Origin of the sequence: Gracilibacillus xinjiangensis, from assembly GCF_042651765.1 — a bacterium.
GTDB classification, from domain to species: domain Bacteria; phylum Bacillota; class Bacilli; order Bacillales; family Amphibacillaceae; genus Gracilibacillus; species Gracilibacillus xinjiangensis.
The window spans coordinates 1,291,737-1,316,509 of the sequence record NZ_JBHSDT010000004.1 but is presented as its reverse complement, the minus strand read 5'-3'; the positions used below and the strand labels follow the sequence as shown (position 1 = coordinate 1,316,509).

Here is a 24,773-nt window from a genome sequence, read left to right as displayed (position 1 = left end):
AAACATTATTCAGACTATGTAAGTTCGGTCAGGAAGAAAATTTACTAAATAATCCAAAACTAGACTTGCAGTGCTTTCACTATTTGACAAGTACGATATATGATCACTTCTTCAAAAGAAGCAAAGTACGCTTTTTCGAGTTTTCGGACTCCCTACTGATTCTACTAAAATATAATGCTGTTAAGTAAGAAAGGCTGCTTATAATAAAAGCAGCCCACAGTTCTATAATCCCTTATTGCTCTAATGGATTTTGTACTTTTAATTCACCAGAGATGATTTGGTCTTTAATTGCGATCACTTCATCAATTGTTTCCTGACCAATGAAATCACTTAATGGTGATTCAGAATCTTCTGTTACAAAAACAACTCCCACACCATTTTCAGCAAGGCCGAAGGATTGAGTTCCAGTGGTAAACTCCCCATCCCCGTATTCTTTAACAAAATCATAAGCAACAACGTCCGTATTTTTCAATTGGGATGTAACGATATGTTCAGGATCATCAACTGTTCTGTCAATATCTTGTCCAGAAGTATAAAAGCCTTTCTCTGCCGCAGCTTCAAATACACCTAGATCACTAACAGCAGCAGCTGCTGCAATGAAATCAGCACCATTAGCATGTTGTTGTAACGCAATTTCTTTTGCTTTCGCAGGATCTTCGAAACTTCCTACATAGCTTGAAAGAATTTCTGCATCCTCGTTAACATGTTTAATCCCTTGTTCAAAACCTACTTTATATTTATCTAGTAATGGAACATCCATTGCTAGAACAATTCCTATTTTGTCTGTTTGTGTGGAAAGACCAGCAATTGTACCTAATAGAAAACTTGCTTCATATTCTCGGAATTCAGCACTTTTAACATTTGGCAAATCAACTACCGCATCAATGATGGCAAAGTCTTGATCGGGATTTTGCTCAGCAACACGTGTTAGGGCGTCTACTGCATCAAATGTTGCTGTTAAAATTAAGTCATAACCATCTGCTACTGCTACTTGAAGGTTTTGTTCTACTTCTGTTGGGTCTGATGACTCAATAATATTTACTTCAAGACCTGTCTCATTTGCAGCTTTCGTTGCACCGTCAGAAATTTGCTGAAAAAACGGGTTTACCCCAATTTGATCTGTTAATACAACGGCAACTCTTTTAGCTTCTTCATTTGACTCATTGCTTTCTCCACCGTTGCTTGACTTATCTGCTGATGAATCATCACTACTTGTACCACAGGCTGCTAATAGCATGATGAGAATAGCAGAAAAAAGCCATAGTAAGCTCTTTTTCATATGTTAGTCCCCCTATAATTATCTATCTATATTACATACCGTGATTATAAAGAACTATCCTGATAAAATCAATCTATTTTCGACAAATTCTGAAAATTTAAAACTCTGTCGACCTATAGTCATATGGATCAATCTGTTTTAATAGTTGCAGTTGTTTTGTTGTCGGTTCGTTTGTGTAGCGTATTTCGTCGTAGATTAATCGGAACCCTGTTTGTTTCTGGACTTCCTCCATTGTTGTATGGGGGTGAATCGAATCAAGTTGTAGCTTGCCATCCTTAAAGACAAACACACATAATGGTGTAACAATCTTCCACAAATTCCCTCTGGTTGTTACAAAGTCTACCTTTTCAACAAATGTCCTCGGGTCATGTTTTGTTCGCCAGATAATCGCTTTTTTGGCTGTTGGAATTAAGACAGCACTACCAGCACCTCCTGGCAGTCGGACTTTTGGCTTATTGTACTCACCAATGACTGATGCATTGACATTACCATTGATGTCGAATTGTACCCCGCCTAAAAATGCAACATCCAGCTTACCACGCATCGATAAATCAAATATCTGGTCCAAAGGAAAGTAAGATTCTCCTGCTTCAACTAAGTCTGCTCCTGCAGAGGAATAAGAGGATTGTTTAATCGAACTCGGATTAACACCACCTGGAATGTTTAAGTGGACTAGATTGGGGGCATGTAAATGACGAGCCAAATGCATGGCTACCATTGGCATTTGAGATGATACCCCATGAAATACTGTTTCCCCATCCTGGAGCATATCGGCAATAGCACATGTCATTAAATCACTGATCCGATAGTTTACCATGTCCTGTTCCCCCTCTCATGCTGATAATCTTGTTGCTCATACTTTTTAATAAATTCTATTATTTCCTGCTTTTCTTTTAAACTTAAAAATTCACGCAATGCTTTTTCATCAACATCATATTTTTTATAGCAAGAAGCGGGGGCCGCCCCTTTTGGAACATGAATAACCGCATCAACTAAAAATGCCGGGATATCAATTCTCTCTTTATTTTGCTTTATCCGATATGGTGAGACAATTTGTTCTGTTGTAATGATTACACGTTCAGCCGCTCTTGACATTAATACATCTTCAAATTTAGGGCCATTAATAACAGCATTACCTTCCTCATCACATTCCTGGACATGAATAATCGCAACATCTGGGAAAATGGAGCGAACTAACGTGACAGGTGTGCCTGTAAAGGGGTCTTCTACAACAACAAAATACTCATTATTTTCAATAAGATCCCCATATTTCAAACCACTGACAGGCATAAAAGGAACATTGGTTGATGCCCCTCTAAGTGCACTGATAACGGTATAACAAGCATGTTCATTAGCTTTTACTATCCCTGTTTGAACAGCCTTTCGATAATGTGGCGGCAGCCCATAAACTGTCTCATAACTAACAAATCCTGCATCAACTGTTTCAACGGATCCTACAGCACACAATAAGTCAATATCATGCGCTCCAGCTGTTTTTACCAGTTTTAATCCTTTTTTCTCTTGTCTGGCGAGCTCTCTAACAAACGCCATCGGGGAACGGTGTAATACATTTCCCCCTAGTGCAATTGTAGATCTATCAGCAATTGTTTCGACAACTTTTTTTAATGATTGTAATTTGGACAAAAATCCTCACCTCCAGCTGCTAATTATTTCACTGCATTACTTGCAATATGCACGGCATCCCATACACCTGCAAATGGTGGTGCGTAACATAAGTCAGTCATTCCCAGCTCATCTGCCAGCATATCGTTTTGAATAGCTATAGCAAACATATCAATCCGCAGAACTGCTCCAGATTCACCAATTGCTTGAGCACCCAATATACGCTTTGAGCGCTTCTCACAAATAATTTTTATCCACAATGGCTTTTGTCCAGGATAATAACCTGGATGATTCGCTGCTTTCACAAATTCAGTTGTATAGTCGATCGCTAAACTTTTTGCTTCCAGTTCAGATAAGCCAGTTCTTGCTAACTCAAGGTCGACAATTTTTACTGCAGCACTTCCTAATGTACCTATATATTTTTTATGGGCTCCAGCAATATTCTCTCCAGCGAGTCGACCACACTTATTCGCATTTGTTCCAAGTGGCAAATACGTGTTTTCTTGTTTCACATAATGATAGACTTCTGCACAGTCGCCAGCAGCATAGATATCTTTAACATTTGTACGCATCTCACGGTCAATTACAATTGCCCCATTTTCGGCAAGTTGGATATCTGTCCCTTGCAAAAATTTTGTTGCTGGCTTTACTCCAATTGATATAATGACTAAATCAGCATCATAGCTGGATTTATCTGTAATAACTTTTTGAACAGATCTGTCTCCAGAAAAACCTTTTACACTCTCATTTAAATGCAGGTCAACCTTTTTCTCATACAAGTGTTTTGTTGCGATCTCTGTTAATTCCTGATCAAATGGTGTTAAGATTCGATCAGCCTGTTCGATTATTCGTACATTTTTCCCTAATGTATGCATTGCCTCTGCAAGCTCTATACCTATATAACCACCACCGACAATTACCACATTGCGGATATTATGGTTGCCCACTTTCTGTTTTAAAAGAATCCCATCTTCCATTGTTTTTAATACATGGATGTTATCAAGCTCTAAGCCATCAAATGGCGGAACTATTGGAACAGTACCTGTTGCGATCATTAACTTATCATAATGGTCAATAAAAAGTTGACCAGACTGATTGTTTCTCACCATTACTTGCTTTCTATCGGGAGCGACTTTTACCACTTCATGTACTGTCTTTACCTCAATCCCGCGATTTTGGAATTCTTCCTTTGTTCGTGCAATCATTTTTGTATGGTCATTATTTTCACCAGAGACATAATAAGGGAGACCACATGCCCCATAGGACACATAGTCACCCTTTTCATATACGATAATCTCTGCCTCCGGGTTTATTCGCTTTAATTTAGAAGCAGCAGACATTCCTGCTGCTACTCCACCAATTACGATTAGTTTCATGACATATGTCTCCTATTCGTAAAAACTATAATTCTTTATTTAAATAATTGGCTCCTGATCAACAATGCCTACAACCATCGCATCTATTGGAGCACATTGCGGCAATGCATGTTGGACGGCACTACCGAAACTTACTAAAACCAGCTCACCTTCTCCTGCACCAATCGTATCAGCAGCAACAAACCATTCTTTATTTTCCCCATTGAAGGGCTCAATCACTAATAATTTATATCCTTGTAATGTATCATATTTTCTTGTAGATATAACTCTGCTTACAACTTTTCCAATTACCATAAAATAAACCTCCATAACTGGATAAGGTTTACTTGATCAATGTTAAGTATTCCTGACCCTTAATTCCAAATGCATTGGCATCATCTGTATCAATATGCATATCTAGTGCGTAGCGATCACTTACCCTTATTGTTACGCCATACATGAGTCCGCCTTTTTCTCCGTCTATTTCTACTTTTACTTTTTGGTGATTTACAACACCAAATCTTTTCGCATCTGCTGGTGACATATGAATATGGCGATCTGCGATAATACAGCCCTCTAATAAGTCCACATTCCCTTTCGGCCCGATTACTGTTAATGGGGCAGAGCCTTTTAAATCTCCAGAATGCCTTACTGGCGGGTTTACACCAAGCTTGATAGCATCTGTTTTTGAAATCTCAATTTGAGTTTGTTTTCTTAATGGGGCAACAATACGGACTCGCTCCATTTGGGATTTCGGTCCAACAATTGTCACTTGTTCCATACATGAATATTGTCCAGGCTGTGAAATATCACGATGCTTAGTGAATGTATAATTTTTGCCAAAAAGAATCTCGGCATGTTTTTGTTCTAAGTGTATATGTCTTGCAGAAACACTAACCGGCACCAATAGATCATGATCTTGCTCTTGAACCAGTTCAATGCCATGTGCGGTAATCTCGTCCATGACAGCATCACGGATGGCACGATAAAGTGTTTCTCTGCCTTCAACTGTCATATGTTGTCACCCTTTATTTAATGAACTCAGGCAAGATTTTTGCGATATCGCCATGTGGACGCGGGATCACGTGAACTGCGATTACTTCGCCAACGCGCCCAGCTGCTTCTGCTCCTACTTCTGTTGCGGCTTTAACTGCACCTACGTCTCCTTTAATAATTACTGACACAAGGCCTGAGCCAATTTTTTCGCTTCCTACTACTTCTACGTTTGCTGCTTTTAGCATTGCATCTGCTGCCTCAATTGCTGCTGTTAGTCCTCTTGTTTCGATTACTCCTAATGAATCACTCATTGGTATTCCTCCTTGAAAAATATAATAGATAATTTAATGAACAAATCTCAACTTGTATCTCCAGTGATTTAGTCTTAATGCTTGTTTAATGTACAAATCTTCTGCTGTATCTCCAGTGATTTGGTATTAATGCCTGTTTAATGTACAAATCTTCTGCTGTATCTCCAGTGATTTGGTATTAATGTTTGATTAATGTACAAATTACCGAAAATTCCGCTGAAGTAGACTGTTCTCCAATCCAATCTTCTCGGATATATTAAGACAATTTAAGCAGTTTATTTACATCACCGTGTGGTCTTGGGATGACGTGGACTGCTACAACTTCGCCTACTCGTCCGGCTGCTTCTGCTCCTACTTCTGTTGCGGCTTTAACGGCACCTACATCCCCTTTGATAATTACTGATACAAGGCCTGAGCCGATTTTTTCGCTTCCTACTACTTCTACGTTTGCTGCTTTTAACATTGCGTCCGCTGCTTCAATTGATGCTGTTAGTCCTCTTGTTTCAATAATTCCTAATGAATCACTCATTATTATTTTCCTCCTCTAAAGGTTTTTCCTCTGTTTTTTTTGTTGTTTTCGTTATACTTGGTTTTGCTGCCCGTTTTTTGACAATTTGTTTTGGTTGCGGAACAACAAAACGTAATATTTCTTCATGTGGATTGGTGATTACGACAGCATTTTTCAATGGACTATCTTGTTTCGACTCATTGACACGTTTCGCTGTTTCAATTGCCAATGTGACGTCAGAGATCGAACCGCCAATCATGATGGAAACAAGCTTTCCGCCTAATTGATTCTGACTTGATAAAAATTCGATAGCAGCTGTTTTGCTGACTTGATCTAACATTTCCATTGCAACAGCGAAGTATTTTGTTTCAATGATACCGATCGCTTCATATTTTTTCATCATCTATCACCCACTTCTGGTATCATCTTGCCATACAGCTTTTCATCAGGTCGCGGTATAGTCTTAACGGCAACAACTTGGCCATGGCGATATGCAGTCACTACACCAACTTCCAATGCTGCTTGTACAGATGCTAAATCACCTTGAATCATGATGGTAACCCAGCCCGATCCAGTCTTCTCTATTTTGACAACTTCGACAAATGCATGCTTACACATGGTGTCAATTGCTGAAGTTGCTGTTACTAAACCTTCTACTTCCATTATCCCTAACGACTGATACATCGTTTATTCCCCTTGCTTCATTATGGTAATTTCACTTTACCTATTCCTAATAAATTCTCAAGCCCTGGCGCGTAATTACTAATTAATTTTGTCACAATTTCTTCATCAGCAATATACTTACAAGCTTCTTGCCTTGCCACATCTAAAGCTATTCTTACATCGGAAATATTCCCGGTAAATTTAACTTGGATCACGACAGGAATAGAAGCCTTGTCCCCCGATGAAGGGTTATTGCAATCCATTGCTTCGATTCTTACTTCAGCCGCTTTACAAGCTTGGTCCATTGCTGCCAATGCCACACTATACCCCAGCACTTCTAACAGTCCAACTGCTTTCGCCATTACGGTTCACCTACCCTTTTATATTGAAACCGCCATTTGCGATTACAGTTCTTCGTTGTCTTGTATAGGTTCTGGCAGATGTCACACCTTCACCTGTCGGCCCAGCTATTGTCATTGTTGTAAAGCCTTCTCCTTTGAAACCAACGCCAGACAATGAGGAACCATTATTCACAAAAATAGTTGTACCAATTGCACGGGCAAATTTTGTAACATTTTCTATATGATTTGAATGCATTACTGCCGTATGCCTATTGCCGTGTTCTGCCTGCACAGCTTTCTCAATAGCTTCATCAATTGATTGCACTCGTACAATCGGTAAAATTGGCATAAGCTGTTCTAATTGAACATAAGGATGATCTGCATCGACTTCACATAATAACAGCTTTGTCTGTACATTCGGAACACCGATATTTTCTAAGATTAGGGAGGCATCTTTTCCTACCCATTCTTTTGAAACTAAATAGTCTCTTGCTAAGTACGAGCAGCCGCCAGGTACCCCTTCTTTATTTTCTTTCAATGTAAGCTGCATTGCTTGTTCCAAATTTCTGTGATCAAGCATATAGGCACCCTCTGCTAATAATTCGAAGATTAGATCATCAGCAACCTCGTCCAAAACAAATACTTCTTTCTCCGCAATACAGAGCAAATTATTATCGAAAGAAGCACCTTCCATAATGTCCTTTGCCGCCTGTTTCAGATCTGCTGTTTGGTCAACAATTACCGGCGGGTTCCCGGCACCTGCTCCTACCGCTTTCTTCCCTGATTTCAGCAAGCTTTTCACCATTCCAGGACCGCCTGTTCCAACGAGTAATTTCACATGCTTATTGTTTGCAATTTGCTGAACAGATTCGATTGTTGGTTCTTTGATCATTGTCAACAGATTAGAAGGTCCGCCTGCTTTAACAATCGTTTGATTTAACAATTGTACCATCTCTGCAGAAACCTTTTTCGCTGATGGATGCACATTAAATACAACTGAATTCCCTGCTGCAATCATCCCGATCCCGTTATTTACAATTGTATCAACAGGGTTTGTTACAGGAGTTACTGCACCAATCACGCCATATGGTGTTTGTTCAACAAATGTTAACCCATTATCACCTGTAAATGTTTCTGTTTGTAAGATCTCTGTTCCAGGTGTTTTTTCTACTGTTAAACTAAGTTTGGCTACTTTATCGTTATAATTGCCTAATCTCGTTTCTTCGACGGCAGCTTTTGCAAAATACTCAACTTTTTGAGAGACTGCTTCACGGATTGCTGCAATAATATTATTTCGATCCTCAATTTTAAAATCTTTCATCCATTTTTGTTGTGCTGAATATGCCGCATTGATGGCATCATCTGCATTGGTAAAAACACCATCAATATTGGTTCCGTCAGATGGAGCATATGATACTGTTTGAGGAGACAATTGTTTCATCTTGATCGGATTTGCTGCTGAATTCGCCGATTTACCTTTATCAAGTTGTGCTTCCACATTTTTAAGTACGGAATCGACAATTGTTTGTATGTCTCTTTCATTTAATTGCATTTACAATGCTCCTCCTTTCTGCAATTGTTCGATCACACGACTGGTGACTTTTTCCACAATTTCCTGAATGACTTCTTCTTTATTGGGCTCCTGCTTTTGCTGCTGTGTGATATCACATGGTGGAACTCCGCCAGTCTTAATTCCCATATTATTTCGAATGTCTATTAAATCCGAAATCTGGTTACAATTGAGTTCATTGGCTTTGTTCAGTATATTTGTCGAATAGGTTAGCATCAATGCATAGTGTTCCAATGACTCCATTCGATAATATGCTTCAATTAAATCTCTTCCCCACGTTAATGCTCCATGATTTGCCAGCAGTACCGCATGATGATCTTTAATTAATGGAGTGATCGAATCTGGCACTTCTTCTGTGCCAGGTGTAGCATATGGTGCAACGGGAATCCTTCCTAATAAAACTACCGCTTCAGGTGATACAGGTTTTTCTAAGTTAATTCCGGCTATTGCATAAGATGTGGCGACTGGCGGATGTGCATGTACCACCGCATTTGTCTCTTCACTTTCACGATATACCCGTAAGTGCATCTTCACTTCTGAAGATGGTTTTCGGTTACCAGCTAAAACCTTACCATCTAAATTCATCTTCACCATCATATCTGGTGTCATGAACCCCTTACTCACACCAGTAGGGGTCGTCCAAATGGTGTCAGGGCCTACTCTAACAGAGATGTTCCCATCATTTGCTGCAACGAAATTCTTCTGATAGACACGTTTGCCTATATCACAAATTAATTTCTTTGCCTCGAAGTCACTGTAATACTTTTTTTGGTACAATGGTTTGCACCTCCTTCAACACTTACTCTGCGAATATTTTCGCTAAATTCTCTTCATAGTTTGGATAGATGATACCTTTTTCAGTAATAATAGCAGTGATTAATGAACTATCTGTCACATCAAAAGCAGGATTATATGTTTTCACAGTTTCCGGCGCCATTGGTTCACTATACCATTTTGTTTTAATTTCTTCTTCTGATCGAAGCTCAATTTCTATGTCTTCCCCAGTTTTCGATTTTAAGTCAATTGTTGACATTGGTGCACATACATAGAACGGTATACCATAATGTTTTGCCAAAATTGCCACACCCGATGTACCGATTTTATTTGCTGCATCACCATTTGCTGCCACACGGTCACAACCAACAAGCACTGCTTGCACCTTCCCTTGCTTCATAACGATAGATGCCATATTGTCACAGATTAATGTCACATCAACCCCTGCCTGGTCCAGTTCCCATGCAGTAAGGCGAGCACCTTGCAAGAGCGGTCTTGTTTCATCCGCATATACTTTAAAGTCATAACCTTGTTCTTGTCCAAGGTAGATTGGTGCAAGAGCTGTCCCATACTTTGCCGTTGCAATGGTTCCAGCATTGCAATGGGTTAACAAGCCCATTCCCGGCTCCAGCAGTTCCAACGCATATCGGCCAATTGACTCACAAACTTCCTCATCTTCCTTCTTAATCAAATCAGCTTCTTCTTTTAGCGCACGTTTGATTTCATTAATAGCCATAGTCTTTTCTTTAAGAAGCCTTGCCTCCATACGATCAAGTGCCCAAAACAGGTTGACAGCTGTAGGGCGGGAAGAAGCTAATTTCTCTTTCACTTTTGAAAAAGTGTGAGCGAATTCCTCGTAACTGCTGGCGTCACTGTTTTTCGTCACTAAATAAATTCCATATGCCGCTGCAATTCCAATCGCCGGTGCACCTCTAACTTTTAAATGGTAGATGGCATCCCACACATCATCGACTGTTTTTAATTCAAGGAATACTTTTTTATTCGGCAGTTGTGTTTGATCCAATAAAATGATCGAATTATTTGTATCATCCAGTTTTACAGACTCAATGACTGTTACATGTTCTGACATGTTGTCCCCTCCTATTGAAACACTTTCTTTACTACGTTGACAAAATCTGCACCTGTCAGGAACTGACCGCGTTGTAGGATAAACTGTTTGGCAATTGTTAAACAATTTTCTTCAGCTTTTTGACGAGCCTTTTCTTCTTTAATTGATGTTATATCAGCAACCTTGGCAAGTCCGATGATTCGGCGTGATAGCTCCAATCCAGCCACAGCAGATGTATCTTTCAAAATATTATTTACATAGTAATCATAAAAACCGTCATACGTTGCGACAAGGTCTTTGTCAGTATCCTGCCATAATTGGCTGAATTTTTGCTTGAATAGATCGATCACATCTTTGATTGTTGTTAATATGTAGGAAGTGAATTCGGTTCGCTTTGCTTCATCTGTAATGACAGCTTGTCCATTTGCATAAGCAAAAATCAAATTCGCCACAACATTCCCCACATCATAGCCGGCTGGTCCGTAGAAAGCGAATTCCGGATCAATCACTTTTGTTGCACCTTGTTTAATAAAGACAGAACCTGTATGCAAGTCACCATGGATTAATGACTGCGCATTTGTCATAAACTCAAATTTTAATTTGGCTGTTTCTAACCGCAAATCCTTATCTGCCCAAAACTCTTTTTCGATAAATGGACGTGTAGCTGGAAAAACCTCATTGCGGTCACAGTTATAAAAAGGTTCTGTATATACTAAATCTTCACTGATTTCACATAATTCCGGATTAATGAAACTCTTTACCAAATCTTTCTTCTCTTTATGATCCATCACCACATCTGACGTTAGTAAAATCATTTTTGCCATAAATGTCGTAATATGATCTGCAAACTCCGGAAAGATCTCATGTTTGATTAGTGCATTGCGCATAATCTCGTAATCTGACAAATCTTCCATCGCAAAACAGTTCATAACAGGATCATATTGATAGGTTTTTGGTGTGTAGTCCGGAACAAAATCGTACTGGATTTTTAATATATCACTTTCAATTCTGTTACGATCTGGTGATACTTTAAATTCGTCTGATATTCGCGCAACAGGACCTGCTTGTTTTAAAATAATCGAGTCACCATCTTTTTCATCAATAATACGGAAAACATAGTTTAAGTTCCCGTCACCAATTTCCTTACAAGTTAACAAAGCATCTTCTTTGAAATAATTCAGCTTTTCCTTTGCATATTCTATTGCTTGCTCTTCATTCATTGTAAAATATTTCGTAGAAAAGTCGGTCACACTAAAACCCTCCTATTTCATTTTGTAATAAGTCAGTGCAAGTGCTAGTGCAAATACTGTACCTTTTACAATATCCATCGCATAATAAGGTACAGACATCATTACTAATCCATTAGCCAGAATACCGATTAGTACAGCACCGACAAATGTTCCAAATGCATTCGGCTTTCCGGCGCCAAGCACCGATAAACCAATAAATGCTGCAGCAACAGCATCCATTAAATAGGTCCCCCCTGCATTAATCTCTGCTGTCATAACACGTGATGCTAACATAATTCCGCCTATTGCTGCGAAAAGTGCTGACAATACATATGCCAAAACTTTATATTTATTTACAGCAATACCAGATAGTCTTGCCGCTTCCTGGTTTCCGCCAATCACATACAAGTAGCGGCCATGTTTCGTATAAGTTAGAAATATATGAACTAGTATAACGATCAGAAACATGAGAATTATAATTAATGGGACTTTACCTATCATTCCAAAAGCATCAGGAATTTTCCCTTCTGCATATGTCCCATCAGGCATGATCATATTCTCTGAAATGGTTGCACTTCGAGTATATGTTAATGCCACCCCTTGCACAACAAACATTGTCGCAAGTGTTAACAGCATATCAGGTATGCGGATTTTCACGATAAGAAAAGCATTCAAAAGACCAACAAGCAGTGCACAAACCAATGCAACAATAATCGCAATACCAGTAGGTTGTGAATGCCACACGAACATGGAAATAACAACAGCATTGGCTAGGGATGCAACGGAACCAATCGATAAATCGAACCCGTTAACAGATAACGAGATCGTCAGTCCAATTGCAATAATGGTAACAATTGAGATCGATCTTAAAATATTAATAATGTTATTCATTTGTAAAAAAGACGGATTAGCAATTGAAAAAATAACAATTAATAAGACAATCGTTATTATGGTGCCATATTTATATAAAAACTGAAAAAAATCAAAACCACTCTTCTTTTTTTCCACAGAAGGTAGGTGTGCCTCATTGGAATTTCCACTCATTCATCCTGTCCCCCAGTCGAATAAAATAATAATTCTTCTTCTGTTACTTCCTTAGTGTTTACTTCCTTTGCTACTTTCCCATCAAAAATAATGTACGCTCGATCAGTAATACCAATAATCTCGGCTAATTCACTAGATGCATAAATTACTGCTTTCCCTCTTTTTGCTAATTCCAGTATCAATGTAAAAATATCTTTTTTTGACCCAACATCCACACCTTTCGTTGGTTCGTCAAAGATATACACATCTGCATCTGTAACAAGCCATTTACCAATAGCAACTTTTTGCTGATTTCCGCCAGATAAGTTTTGTAATTTGGTATCAATTGTGGGTGTCTTAACCCCTAACTGTTCGACCATTTGTGATGCTGCCTTTTTCTCTTTGGAAAAATTTAAGAAAGAGAAAAATCGAGTAAATTCACTTAAATTAGCAGAAGTTATATTTGTTTTCACATCTTCTTCAACTAAAATTCCTTCTTTACGTCTTTCTTCAGGAACAAATGCCAATCCTTGTTTCACAGCATGGTTAGGTATCTTCGGCTTTATTTTTCTTCCATTAAGTTTAATAGATCCTTCCACTTTCTCTGTTGCCCCAAAAAGGGCCTTGCAAATTTCAGTTTTTCCTGCACCAACTAATCCAGCAAGTCCGATTATTTCCCCTTTACGAACGTGAAAGCTCACATCCATTACTTTATCTGTATCTCTCAAATGTTCTACTTCCAAAATTGGCTCACCAATTGTCTTTTCGATTTTAGGGAATTGTTCCGTCATCTTTTTACCGAGCATCTTCTCCACAATATCATTTATCGTAACGGACTGAATGAGATCTTCACTAATAAACTTTCCATTTCGCATCACTGTAATATGATCACAGATGTCAAACAATTCCTGTAAACGATGGGAAATAAAAATTATGCCGACATGATCTCGTTGTAATTGTCTTACAATTCGGAATAATTGATCTGTTTCTGACTTACTTAATGGGGCTGTAGGCTCGTCTAGAATCAAGAAACGACACTTACTTGAAATAGCTCGTGCAATTAACACCATCTGCTTTTCTGCTAATGTTAATGAACTGACCAATTGCTTTGAAGAAACGTTTATATGTAATTCTTTCAATATATTACTAGCTTGCTGATGAATATGTTGATAGTTAACCCACTGTTTTTTCCCCATTTCGCTAACTAAATCGTTTAACATAATGTTCTCACCAACAGTTAAATAAGGAATTAACGCTGTGTCTACTTCCTGATAAACAATCTGAATACCGAGTTCTTTCGCATCCTTTGGTGATTGTATTCCAACTTCTTTTCCATCAATAAAGATGCTGCCAGTGTAGTGAGTATAGGCACCTGATAAGATTTTCATCAAAGTAGATTTCCCTGCGCCATTTGCACCGATTAATGCATGGACATCTCCTGCATCTACTTGAAAAGAAGCTTGATCTAATGCACGAACACCAGGAAAATCAATTGTTATTTCTTTCATTTGCAATGCTGCTGACATTGTTCTTTCACCTACTTTTATCTTCTAATCATCTAGCTAGCAGATAATATGTAAAAGGATAGAAAGCAATCAGCCTATGACTGTTACTTTCTATCACCATTGCTTATTAGTTGGCGTTATTTTCTTTTAATGTAACCATCCAGTCTTCAAGGAACGCATCAGATTCGCCCCATCCTTCGATAACATCTGCTAATGTTTGCATGTTTACTTCTTCACCAGAAGCATTTAATTCTTCCTGAGAGATTAATGATGCTTCTAATGAGTATTCTTGAGGTGTTTCTTCACCAGCTAGTTTCTTTGCTAAAATACGGACATTTACCGCACCGATTAACATTGGGTCAACTGCTGCTGTATATTTCCACGGGCTTCCTTCTTCCTGCATTAATTGAAGGTCCGCATTAGATACATCGATACCATAAATATCAATCTCTTCACGTCCAGCTTCCATCAATGCACGAGTTGCGCCTGTTGCAAAAGCATCCCATGTAGCAAAAATTGCATCAATTTCACCTTCTGGGTATTTATTTAACCATGCAGCGACAGCATTTTGTGTGTCGACTGTTGTGTTATCAGTAGCTACCCCAAAGCGTTCTAACTCCTCAATACCTGGGTTTTCTTCTAGTACTTGTGTATATACATTATTTCTTCTTACCATTGGCGGGAATCCATCGACCCACAGGTAACCAATGTTAGCTTCCGCTTCCTGTTCTTCTACTAATTTTTCCAGAACTAACGTTGCTAAAGCCTCATCATCTTGAGAGGTTAATGTTACGCCATCAATCTCTTTTAAATCTTCAACTGAGTCAAATGTAACTACTTCAATCCCAGCATCTCTTGCTGCTTGGACTAAATCAGCTGTTGCTGCATCATCACCATGTGAGATTACTAGCCCATCGTATTCTTGGTCAATGGCTTGTTGAATGGTGTCATGGAACTTTGTAGTATCCCCATTTGCTGAGAATGTTTCTACTTCCATTCCTAAAGCTGTTGCTTCTTGTTGGGCACCAGCTAAGTATTGTGCTGTATGGTCATCGCCGCCAATTTTACGAACAACCATAACTTTCAATGGTTCCGCTTGTTGGAATGCTTCTGGTACTCCTTCCAGATTAGCAGATTCTTCAGTTGAAGCATCCTCTCCTGTTCCTGCACCAGCCTCTTCGCCTGATGTTGTTTCTTCATTGCCGCTGCCGCATGCTGCTAATAATAAAACGAACAATGCTGCAAATAATAGCGTGAAAAGTTTTGAACTTCTCATGTGATCTCCCCCTATAGATATTCTATTATGATAAACGTATCAAGCTTCTTTTGTTATTTGTTGCCGATACGGTATATCTAAGACTTTCTTTAACCATTCTTGGACTTATTCTGTCAGACATAGAGGAATCTCCTATTTTTTTATTAGTTTTATATATTCCTCATTGCTGACAATACAAATCTGTTAAACAAAAATTATTAAAATTCTGACTACTTAGATTCTTTTCTGCTGCAATTGTTTAATAACTTCAGCTGTTAGCAATTGTACGATGTCTTCTGTGTTATTATTATTTGTCTTGCTTGGTGATGATTCTTTTTGATTGATCCCTGTTGCTTTTTGTAACGATTGGTTTAAATCTTCATAAAGATCATCAATATTTTCAAGTCCTACTGATAGCCGAACCATATCTTCTGTTACACCTGTTGATTCCAGTTCTTCCTTCGACAGTTGCAAATGAGTAGTCGTTGCAGGATGAATAATCAGACTTTTCGCATCACCTACATTCGCCAAGTGTGACCATAATTGCATATTGTTAATTAATGCACTTCCTGCTTCTCTGCCGCCTTTGATGCCGAATACAACAACAGATCCATATCCATTTTCCAAAATATTTTTCGCATACTGATGGGATGGATGTGATGGTAACCCTGGATATGTTACCCAACTTACTGCTTGATGCTGTTCCAGTCTTCTGGCTAATTCAAGAGCATTCTGATTGTGACGCTCCACACGCAGATTCAATGTTTCTAACCCTTGTAATAATTGGAAAGCATTGAAAGGACTTAAACATGCACCAAGATCTCTTAGAAGTTGAACACGTAACTTCGTTGCAAAAGCAATATCCCCAAAATCTTTCGCATACACAATACCATTATAGCTTCTGTCAGGTTCAATAAAACCAGGGAATTTCGCTTGATTCCAATCAAAGTTACCGCCATCTACTACAATTCCGCCAATCGAAGTCCCGTGCCCTCCAATCCATTTGGTAGCAGAATGGACGACAATATCGGCCCCTTGTTCAATTGGACGGCAAACATATGGGGTTGCAAATGTATTATCAACAATTAATGGAATGTTTGCCTCATGTGCAACTTTAGATACTGCCGGTATATCGAGTACGTGCAAGCTCGGGTTCCCAATTGTTTCAGCAAATAGTGCTTTCGTTTTATGATTAATTGCTTTTTTGAAGTTTTCCGGGTCTGTTGGATCAACAAAATGTACTTTAATCCCATAGCGCGGTAAGGTTATGGCAAACAGGTTATATGTACCACCATAGATATTTGTTGCTGCAACAATTTCATCTCCTGCTGAAGCAATATTTAAAATTGCCAGAGAAATGCCTGCCATTCCTGACGCGGTTGCAACAGCAGCAGCCCCACCTTCCAATAATGCCATCCTTTTTTCAAATACATCTAAAGTAGGATTCATTAAACGGCTGTAAATATTTCCATTCTCTTCTAATGAGAATAATTTCTCGGCATGTTCTGTATCCTCAAAAACATACGATGTTGTTTGATATATAGGAACAGCACGTGATCCTGTTGTAGGATCTGGTGTCTGCCCACCATGTAATAATAACGTTTCTAAACGTTTTTCTCTCATTTTTGAAACCTCCAAAACTGTTCGACTAATTGACTAAAGATATCATACCATAAATTATCAGAATTTTGTCGAAAATTTAGAACACTTTTGTTGAATATTTTAACCAATTACTAACCGGATAGCTCCAATTGCTGCAAACACTAAGACTAAAATCTGAAAGAGACGTTGGGGCATTAGTTTTAATACTTTTACCCCTATTACCGCCCCTGCGATAATAGCTGGAATGAACCATAGATTGAAACGGAGCGATTCCACCGTAATGATCCCAAGTGAATAGTAAAATGGTACCTTTATCAGATTGACAAATAAGAAAAACCAGGCACCTGTCCCGACAAACTCTTTCTTTGGAAGACCTTTTACTAAAAAGTAAATCGCCATCACACCGCCTGCAGCATTGCCAATCATTGTAGCAAAGCCAGCTAATGCCCCCATAGTAAATGTAAACAATTTCGATTCAGGCAATAACTGATTAAATTTCTCCCCTAAACGTTCTCGACTGATATGTAATAAAATGAGAACAAGAATCAGGATCCCAATCATCGGCTTCAGCTGGTCACTTGTGACAAAACTTAAAACACCATAACCTGCCAAAATACCAGTTAAAACAGAAGGTATGAGGGAAAATAGATATTTCCAGACAACATTTTTGCGATAATATGTGACAGCATATATATCCCCAACAATTAATAATGGCAGTAAAACACCGACGGATTCTCTTGCTGGAAATATCATCATAAAAATCGTTACAACCAGAATTCCCATACTGGCAACCCCTGCTTTAGAAAATCCGATTAACATTGCAGAGAAAATAATAACTACCCATTCAACTATGGTCAGTTCAAACATATATATCACGTCCTCCCTATCTATAGACCATGTATTCTATTAAACCATTACATTAACAATCAACCATATCAATACAAAGCTAATCATTATTGTTATGTTAGATACTGTGCCGACAAGACGCTGATTATAACCAAATATGATGGAATATGGTAAAACAGACATCGATGCAGGCAATATAAAACCAACCAGTAATGTAAAACGGAACATCTCTTCAACGGGAAGCAAATAATAACATAATAAACCTAGCACAATACCAATCCCATACCTTGTTATTAAATATGTTGTAATTAATTTGCCATACCCTTTAGCAAAAGAAAAATTTAAATAAAGTCCCAATAACAGAAGTGACAGCGGCATGTTTGCCTTTGATATAATACTGGATACATCCATAACAAAAACAGGTACATTCCAACCGATAATACTGAATAAACACATAACCAGATAGGTTTGTAAGGGGATTGATTTGGCTAATTTATAGGTTATTGCCCTCGTTTCAACGATTCCGGTATTATCAGAATAGATTCCTGCAATAATATAACTTAATCCAAATACAATAAATGCATTACCTACATCAAACATACCGAAATATTTAAGCCCTTCCAATCCCCAAAGCCCTTCCACTAATGGGTAAGCAAACAGCCCGATATTCAAGCCTGGCACCATCATACTGAACATACCACTGTCATGCCTTGACTGTTTCCTGAATATAAACAATGCTATAAATCCAATCACAATACCATAGAAGAAAGCAATCAGTATTAAATAAAATAAAGAAGAAGTAAACGCTACATCATTAAAAGTTACAATGATCAAACATGGTAAGGTCAAATTAAAAATTATTCTTGCAACACCTTCGCCATCCTCTTCTTTTACTATGTTTGTTTTCTTTAACAGAAAACCGACCGCAATAATAAAAATAGAAATGAGAAATTGCTCATTAAACCCACTCATATTTCGCTCCTTTTTTTAATGTCGATGAAATTTGTAGGGATTAGCCGTAAGTATGGTATACACTATAGCATATCGTAACAGAAAACAGGCAGATTATGATATCCTTGTTTTGACACGAATATGGTAAAAGTTGTACCATATTAATGATTGAACATAGGTTGATTTAATAAATTCACTCATTTAAACCTGCCTATTCTCACACAAAAACAATTCTAGCATTGGAGGGGTGTGGCGAATGACGTGTAACACGACAATCGCCTGATATCAATGGGAGAAACATGGTATTTTATCAATTCTGGCAAGTGTCAACCTGCTTATAATATGGCTGTTGATGAATGTCTGTTAAATTGGCACAGCAAAGGGGAAATTCCGCCAGTTATTCGTTTTTATGAGTGGGAACCTGCAGGGATGTCTGTAGGGTATTTCCAAAAAACCAAAAATAAAATTGATTTAGACGCACTAAAAAGTCAGAATATTCCGCTAGTTCGAAGGTTAACAGGTGGAAGAGCAGTATTGCATGATGATGAACTTACATACAGTGTCATCGTTTCGGAGAGCTATCCTGGCATGCCTCATTCGATCAAGGATGCCTATCGTGTCATTTCGAAAGGACTGCTGGAAGGGTTTTATCTCCTTGGAATAGATGCATCATTTGCAACCCCTGAAGGAAAACTGGAAACAACCCAATCTGCTGTATGTTTTGAAGAACCATCTTGGTATGAATTAGTTATTGAAGGAAAAAAAGCTGCAGGAAGTGCTCAAACAAGGCAAAAAGGGGTCATTTTACAACATGGATCGATCCCGATTACGATCGACAATGAAAAACTTTATGATTTATTTATTTACCCGAATGATAAAGTTAAGGCAAGGGCTAGGAATGCTTTTAAAGATAAAGCTGTTTCGATCAATGACGTATCAACCAAAAATGTAACAATTGATGATACTAAGACTGCATTTCAGCAAGGTTTTGCTAAAGGATTAGATATTAATTTAGTTACATATGAGTTTTCCGAATCCCAGCTAAAAGAAATTGAAGAACTTATGTATTCAAAGTATATGAATGATTCATGGAATTTATCTAGATAGGAGACGATAGAGATGGCAAAAAATGAAGAACACCTGCGTAAACCAGAATGGCTGAAAATTAAAATTAATACAAACAAATCGTATAACCGTTTGAAACACCTGATGCGTGACAAAAGATTGAATACGGTATGTGAGGAAGCAAAATGTCCAAATATTCATGAATGCTGGAGTGAGCGTCAAACGGCTACATTTATGATTTTAGGTGATACATGTACAAGAGGATGTCGTTTCTGTGCAGTCAAAACCGGGCTGCCAAACGAATTAGACTGGGGGGAACCAAAACGTGTTGCAGAATCTGTAGAGATCATGGGATTAAAACACGTTGTAGTAACCGCAGTTGCCCGTGATGATTTAAAAGACGGAGGTGCTGCAGTATTTGCAGAAACTGTCCGCCAAATTCGCGAACGGGTACCAGGCTGTTCGATCGAAATATTACCTTCTGACATGAAAGGTGATTATGAGAGTTTACATACATTAATGGACAGTAAACCAGACATATTTAATCACAACATTGAGACAGTAAGACGATTAACAAAAAAAGTTCGTGCGATTGCAATGTATGATCGTTCATTAGAATTATTACGACGGGTAAAAGAGATAGCACCAAATACACCGACAAAATCCAGTATTATGGTTGGATTAGGCGAGACAAAGGAAGAAATTATTGAAACAATGGATGATCTCCGTGCAAACAATGTAGACATTATAACGATCGGCCAATATTTACAACCAACAAAAAAACATTTGAATGTTGAACGATATTACCATCCAGATGAATTCAATGAGCTAAAGGAAATTGCTTTTTCCAAAGGTTTTAAGCATTGTGAAGCAGGTCCGCTCGTTCGTTCTTCCTATCATGCAGATGAACAAGTTAACAAATCAACAGCACAACGCCGCTTGAATTATGTTAAGGGCTATGAAGAAACAAGTGGAGAAAAACTTACAAAACTTACATTCTAATCGAGGAGCGTATTAATGGCGAATTACAAAGCATTGTTTTTAGACATTGATGGTACAGTTTTACGTGCAGATCATACCATTGAAGAATCAACAAAAATCGCTGTAAAGCAAGCAAAGTCTCAAGGGATTGAAGTATTTCTAGCTACTGGAAGACCATTGCACGAAATTAGTGATATTGCAGAAGAGCTGAGTATTACCTCTTTTGTTGGATATAATGGTGCTTATGCGCTTCATCAAGACGAGGTGTTGGTAAATGAACCTATGTCGTCTGACATTATCGAACATTATTTAAAAATCGCTGAAGAAAATCAGCATGAAATGATTCTATATACGAACAGATTAAATCTATTAACATCAATAGATATGGAAGTTGTTCAACAATTTATCTCTTATTTTTCATTAAATAATGTACAGCGCTATTCCAACGAGTTTGCAAATGAAATTCTCGGAATTACAGTTATGAACATGAAACCCCAACAGCCAATGCTATACAACATGGCGAATGAGAATATTTATTTTTCTCCAGTAAACGTTAAAGGTCTGGAGCATTGCTATGATGTAATTCGCGAAAATGTCAATAAGGGAATAGCAGTTCAAACAATCCTGAAAAAATTGCGAATTTCTCCAGATGAGGCAATTGCGTTCGGTGATGGAATGAACGACAAGCAAATGCTTGCATATGTAGGCAACAGTTTCGCAATGGGGAATGCAACTCCAGAACTGATGAAATACTCCAGGTATCAAACGACATCTGTAGAAGATTCCGGGATTTATAATGGATTGAAAACATTGGGCATAATAAAGTGAGAATTTCGTCAGCGGGGTCTTACGGATGGTTAGTACTACGATAAAAGAATAAAAAATAGCAAAGTAAATCCAGGTTTACCGACCTGGGTTTTACTTTGCTTGTAGTGAAAGCACACACCTTAAATGGATTGGGGAGCAACTAGCACTGTACACATAAGCTGAAAAAAAGTGGACTAATTATTTGCACTTACATGTACCAACTAGGTGTTATCTACACTATAGCAAACATAAAATTTGTTGCCTTTCACCTTGTTATATAATCTGACACTGTTTTTCCCTCCACTTCTAAATCGCCCATTTTTCATAAATCTAGTCATTTACCCTAACCTATTGGACGAATAAACATACATTAATTAGTGAAAACAATGAAGGAGGTTGATGTTTGTGAGTTACTACGGATATAATCCATGTGGTGGATACGGCAGTGGTTACGGTGGCTATGAAGGAAGCTGTGGCTATGGTTATGGTGGAGGTTTTGCTTTAATCGTTGTCCTTTTCATTTTACTAATCATTGTAGGTGCTTCCTTCTACAACTAATACGTTATAAACAATTAAAGATATCTACAATGTTTAAGATCGGGTGGTTAATAAACACCCGATCCTTTATTTTATATTTTGCTTTCATTTAACATTCGCACTTCATAAACTCCGCCGGCGATTTTCCCTTCGTCTGCCTGGAATTTGACACGAACAGTTTCTTTTTCTGTAAATAAATATTTTGGAATTTGATAGCTGACTGTAAACAATTGTCCTGGTTTATTATTATTTAATATTTGTTCTCCAATCTTCTCATCATTAATCCAAATGGAAAAATCCCGTTCCATCCATTTTCCATTGACATGCATTGGCATATCTCCACCAAAATAGGTAACAGATACATACATATCTTTCGTTTTATCAACTTTCATTTCATAACTGAAATAACCACCATCACGTGCATCCCGATAACCGCTGTGAACAATATTCAAATAGCCTGAAGTAGATTTTTCTGCTTTCATATTATGATCAACCTCTGGCTGTTGTTCATGGGGTGTAACAACATCAACCGTCACTTTCTGGATTCTGTCCCGCAATTCTTTCTCTGCATCAACGAAATGTTCGTAACTTCTTCCATCCATTATGTTCCAATAAATAGTATACCTTTCATGATGAATATCATAGAATGGTTTTAATTGAAGTTTCTGATTGCCAGGCTGGCCTACTTTCACTGTCTCGAAAATTAACTTCTCTGCATCTTGCAAATGTATCCACTGTTCCAACTGATCAACGTTTGTGACAATTGTTGGCACTTCAATGAGTGGATAATTATTTAATTCCTGGTGATCAGCTAAAATATCTGTATCCGGATAATTTTCACGTCCTAATGCACCCGCTAGCACGATTGGACCATACATTATAACCTGTTTTTTCTCATCATCTTTTGCAATGTATTTGTGTAAGTTCATTGGTGTTGTGACATTTAATTTGTCGCCATTTTGCCATTTACCTTCAAGTTTTATATAGCCATTCAGCTCCATATAATCTATATTTTTACCATTATGCTCGACTATTATATCTCCGGCTAACCAGTATGGCTTTCTAATCAAAAGACTATCATTCTCGTCAATTTTTTCTAATGTGACTATCGTAACATCTTTTTGCGGGAAGCCTGTCTCTTGCTTAATAATAACGTCTTTTGTTTCATACTTTGCTGAAATAAATAAGTTGATAAAAATCTGATTCGCCTGGTGATAAAAAATACCCCGGTTATATCTTGCTGGATTCTCCATTCCTGTACCCGTACAACACCAGAAGGAATGATCTTTAGAATTATAAACTTTAAAATGGCCTGGTTCAGATGAGACAAAGTATGTTTTCATTCCAGATTCAGGATCTTGGGATGCTAAAATATGATTATATAGAGCTCTTTCATAGAAATCATAATATTTCCCTTCTTGCGACCAGCTGAAAATGACCTCCGTTAATTTCAGCATATTATAAGAGTTACATGTTTCTGTCGTTAAAATGCCAAGTTCCTCGGCATTTTCTGGTCCAAAATGCTCTCGAATACTATTACCACCTATTGCATATGTTCGATATTGGACAACTTGATCCCAGAAAAATGTGGAAACTCTCTTATATTTTTCTTTTCCTGTAATATTATATAACTTTGCTGCACCAATTACTTTCGGGATTTGTGTATTAGCATGTTTCCCTTCTAAATCGTCGGTACCATCGGCTAGCGGCTCCAAAATTGCTTCATGATAAAATTTTTCAGCGAGCTCTAAATACCTCTCATCTTTCGTTATAATGTATAAGTCTGCAAATGAATCATTCATGCCGCCATGCTCACATATCAACATTTTTTGGAATTGGTTATGTGTTAAATCTTTTAAACCGTTGTAAGCCCAATCAGCCATTTTGATTACAATTTGCAATGCTTTTTGTTCACCAATTAATTGATAGATATCAATTAGACCTGCATATATTTTATGAATGGAATACCAGGGAACCCATGAACCAGCAAGGCTGAAATGTTCGACATCGAATTCTCCTGTAAATACTTGATCAAAACATGTCCGTGGAAATCCACTTAAGTAGCCGTCACTATCCTGTACATTCTCTAATTCTGCTAATGCATATTTTAATTTCTCTAACAGTTGCCTATCACCTGTTACATAATACATTTGGGCTGCAGCAGATAACCAATGACCAATCGAATGACCGGCAATCGGGGTCTTTTCCCAGCCGCCGTATCTTTCTTTTTTTGCCTGTTGATTTGCTGCTTCGTAACATGGTGCAATTAATCTGTCGACATCTAAGTATAGTAAATATTCTTTCCCTTTTTCTTGTGATTGTTTAAAAATCCCCTCTAATAATTTTATATCTGCCATCTTTTATTCCTCCAAAACTAGATTGTTGTAGTTAATTATGAAGGTAGATTTAGCAATTGTACATTTCATATTATCGGAATAGCTATCTTTTTTTTGGATTTTTCGGTATGATTGTTTTTAAGGAGG

25 protein-coding genes and 1 pseudogene are annotated in these 24,773 nt (G+C 37.9%); 4 read left to right on the top strand and 22 right to left on the bottom strand.

Going from position 1 to position 24,773, the window contains the following annotated elements; genetic code table 11:
* Window positions 1–232 precede the first annotated feature (232 nt).
* The 21 genes and pseudogenes from ACFOY7_RS10485 to ACFOY7_RS10385 all read right to left on the bottom strand — a co-directional run bounded on the left by ACFOY7_RS10485 (window position 233) and on the right by ACFOY7_RS10385 (window position 18,921).
* Window positions 233–1,279, bottom strand: a complete 1,047-nt coding sequence (locus ACFOY7_RS10485) for a BMP family lipoprotein (RefSeq protein ID WP_390251996.1) — start codon at window positions 1,277–1,279, stop codon at window positions 233–235.
* A 97-nt stretch (window positions 1,280–1,376) separates the two neighbouring features.
* Entirely contained in the window at window positions 1,377–2,096 is a 720-nt protein-coding gene (locus ACFOY7_RS10480) for a CoA-transferase subunit beta (protein ID WP_390251995.1), read from the bottom strand.
* Window positions 2,090–2,923 (bottom strand): CoA transferase subunit A, encoded by an 834-nt coding sequence (locus ACFOY7_RS10475; RefSeq protein WP_390251994.1) that lies wholly within the window; start codon window positions 2,921–2,923, stop codon window positions 2,090–2,092. The genes ACFOY7_RS10480 and ACFOY7_RS10475 overlap by 7 nt, the downstream gene beginning before the upstream one ends.
* Before the next feature lie 23 nt (window positions 2,924–2,946).
* Window positions 2,947–4,278 (bottom strand): CoA-disulfide reductase, encoded by a 1,332-nt coding sequence (locus ACFOY7_RS10470; protein ID WP_390251993.1) that lies wholly within the window; start codon window positions 4,276–4,278, stop codon window positions 2,947–2,949.
* Between the two features lie 39 nt (window positions 4,279–4,317).
* Entirely contained in the window at window positions 4,318–4,572 is a 255-nt protein-coding gene (locus ACFOY7_RS10465) for a EutN/CcmL family microcompartment protein (protein WP_390251992.1), read from the bottom strand.
* Window positions 4,573–4,600: 28 nt separating this feature from the next.
* Window positions 4,601–5,272 (bottom strand): phosphate propanoyltransferase, encoded by a 672-nt coding sequence (locus ACFOY7_RS10460; RefSeq protein ID WP_390251991.1) that lies wholly within the window; start codon window positions 5,270–5,272, stop codon window positions 4,601–4,603.
* Between the two features lie 13 nt (window positions 5,273–5,285).
* Window positions 5,286–5,564 (bottom strand): BMC domain-containing protein, encoded by a 279-nt coding sequence (locus ACFOY7_RS10455; RefSeq protein ID WP_390251990.1) that lies wholly within the window; start codon window positions 5,562–5,564, stop codon window positions 5,286–5,288.
* Window positions 5,565–5,820: 256 nt separating this feature from the next.
* Window positions 5,821–6,093, bottom strand: coding sequence for a BMC domain-containing protein (locus ACFOY7_RS10450; RefSeq protein WP_390251989.1), 273 nt, complete (start codon window positions 6,091–6,093; stop codon window positions 5,821–5,823).
* Entirely contained in the window at window positions 6,086–6,475 is a 390-nt protein-coding gene (locus tag ACFOY7_RS10445) for a BMC domain-containing protein (RefSeq protein WP_390251988.1), read from the bottom strand. Before ACFOY7_RS10445 ends, ACFOY7_RS10450 begins: the two co-directional genes overlap by 8 nt.
* Window positions 6,472–6,756 carry a BMC domain-containing protein gene (locus ACFOY7_RS10440; protein ID WP_390251987.1) on the bottom strand — a complete coding sequence of 95 codons (285 nt, stop codon included), beginning with the start codon at window positions 6,754–6,756 and terminating at the stop codon, window positions 6,472–6,474. Before ACFOY7_RS10440 ends, ACFOY7_RS10445 begins: the two co-directional genes overlap by 4 nt.
* A gap of 20 nt (window positions 6,757–6,776) precedes the next feature.
* A complete protein-coding gene (locus tag ACFOY7_RS10435) occupies window positions 6,777–7,097 on the bottom strand; it encodes a BMC domain-containing protein (protein WP_390251986.1) in 321 nt (106 codons plus the stop codon).
* 10 nt (window positions 7,098–7,107) lie between these two features.
* Entirely contained in the window at window positions 7,108–8,628 is a 1,521-nt protein-coding gene (locus ACFOY7_RS10430; RefSeq protein WP_390251985.1) for an aldehyde dehydrogenase family protein, read from the bottom strand.
* Entirely contained in the window at window positions 8,629–9,423 is a 795-nt protein-coding gene (locus ACFOY7_RS10425) for a class II aldolase/adducin family protein (protein ID WP_390251984.1), read from the bottom strand.
* 22 nt (window positions 9,424–9,445) lie between these two features.
* Entirely contained in the window at window positions 9,446–10,510 is a 1,065-nt protein-coding gene (gene mtnA / locus ACFOY7_RS10420) for an S-methyl-5-thioribose-1-phosphate isomerase (protein WP_390251983.1), read from the bottom strand.
* A gap of 11 nt (window positions 10,511–10,521) precedes the next feature.
* On the bottom strand, window positions 10,522–11,709 hold the full coding sequence (gene mtnK, locus ACFOY7_RS10415) for an S-methyl-5-thioribose kinase (RefSeq protein WP_390252079.1): 1,188 nt from the start codon (window positions 11,707–11,709) through the stop codon (window positions 10,522–10,524).
* A gap of 42 nt (window positions 11,710–11,751) precedes the next feature.
* On the bottom strand, window positions 11,752–12,762 hold the full coding sequence (locus ACFOY7_RS10410) for an ABC transporter permease (RefSeq protein ID WP_390251982.1): 1,011 nt from the start codon (window positions 12,760–12,762) through the stop codon (window positions 11,752–11,754).
* Window positions 12,759–14,267 (bottom strand): sugar ABC transporter ATP-binding protein, encoded by a 1,509-nt coding sequence (locus ACFOY7_RS10405; protein WP_390251981.1) that lies wholly within the window; start codon window positions 14,265–14,267, stop codon window positions 12,759–12,761. The genes ACFOY7_RS10410 and ACFOY7_RS10405 overlap by 4 nt, the downstream gene beginning before the upstream one ends.
* Window positions 14,268–14,373: 106 nt before the next feature.
* Window positions 14,374–15,522 carry a sugar ABC transporter substrate-binding protein gene (locus ACFOY7_RS10400; RefSeq protein WP_390251980.1) on the bottom strand — a complete coding sequence of 383 codons (1,149 nt, stop codon included), beginning with the start codon at window positions 15,520–15,522 and terminating at the stop codon, window positions 14,374–14,376.
* Window positions 15,523–15,807: 285 nt separating this feature from the next.
* Window positions 15,808–17,124, bottom strand: a pseudogene (locus ACFOY7_RS10395) (O-acetylhomoserine aminocarboxypropyltransferase/cysteine synthase family protein); the annotation flags it as partial.
* Between the two features lie 99 nt (window positions 17,125–17,223).
* Window positions 17,224–17,970: a sulfite exporter TauE/SafE family protein gene (locus tag ACFOY7_RS10390; protein WP_390251979.1), complete on the bottom strand. Its 747-nt coding sequence runs from the start codon at window positions 17,968–17,970 to the stop codon at window positions 17,224–17,226.
* 39 nt (window positions 17,971–18,009) lie between these two features.
* On the bottom strand, window positions 18,010–18,921 hold the full coding sequence (locus ACFOY7_RS10385) for an AEC family transporter (RefSeq protein ID WP_390251978.1): 912 nt from the start codon (window positions 18,919–18,921) through the stop codon (window positions 18,010–18,012).
* 267 nt (window positions 18,922–19,188) lie between these two features.
* Between ACFOY7_RS10385 and ACFOY7_RS10380 the strand changes: the two genes are divergently transcribed.
* The 4 genes from ACFOY7_RS10380 to ACFOY7_RS10365 all read left to right on the top strand — a co-directional run bounded on the left by ACFOY7_RS10380 (window position 19,189) and on the right by ACFOY7_RS10365 (window position 22,311).
* Window positions 19,189–20,007, top strand: coding sequence for a lipoate--protein ligase family protein (locus tag ACFOY7_RS10380; RefSeq protein ID WP_390251977.1), 819 nt, complete (start codon window positions 19,189–19,191; stop codon window positions 20,005–20,007).
* A 12-nt stretch (window positions 20,008–20,019) separates the two neighbouring features.
* Complete coding sequence (lipA, locus tag ACFOY7_RS10375) at window positions 20,020–20,967, top strand: lipoyl synthase (RefSeq protein WP_390251976.1); 948 nt, start codon at window positions 20,020–20,022, stop codon at window positions 20,965–20,967.
* 15 nt (window positions 20,968–20,982) lie between these two features.
* On the top strand, window positions 20,983–21,774 hold the full coding sequence (locus ACFOY7_RS10370; protein WP_390251975.1) for an HAD family hydrolase: 792 nt from the start codon (window positions 20,983–20,985) through the stop codon (window positions 21,772–21,774).
* 378 nt (window positions 21,775–22,152) lie between these two features.
* A complete protein-coding gene (locus tag ACFOY7_RS10365) occupies window positions 22,153–22,311 on the top strand; it encodes a YjcZ family sporulation protein (protein WP_390251974.1) in 159 nt (52 codons plus the stop codon).
* A 71-nt stretch (window positions 22,312–22,382) separates the two neighbouring features.
* Here ACFOY7_RS10365 and ACFOY7_RS10360 read toward each other — a convergent pair whose 3' ends face one another.
* A complete protein-coding gene (locus ACFOY7_RS10360; RefSeq protein WP_390251973.1) occupies window positions 22,383–24,647 on the bottom strand; it encodes a beta-L-arabinofuranosidase domain-containing protein in 2,265 nt (754 codons plus the stop codon).
* Window positions 24,648–24,773 lie beyond the last annotated feature (126 nt).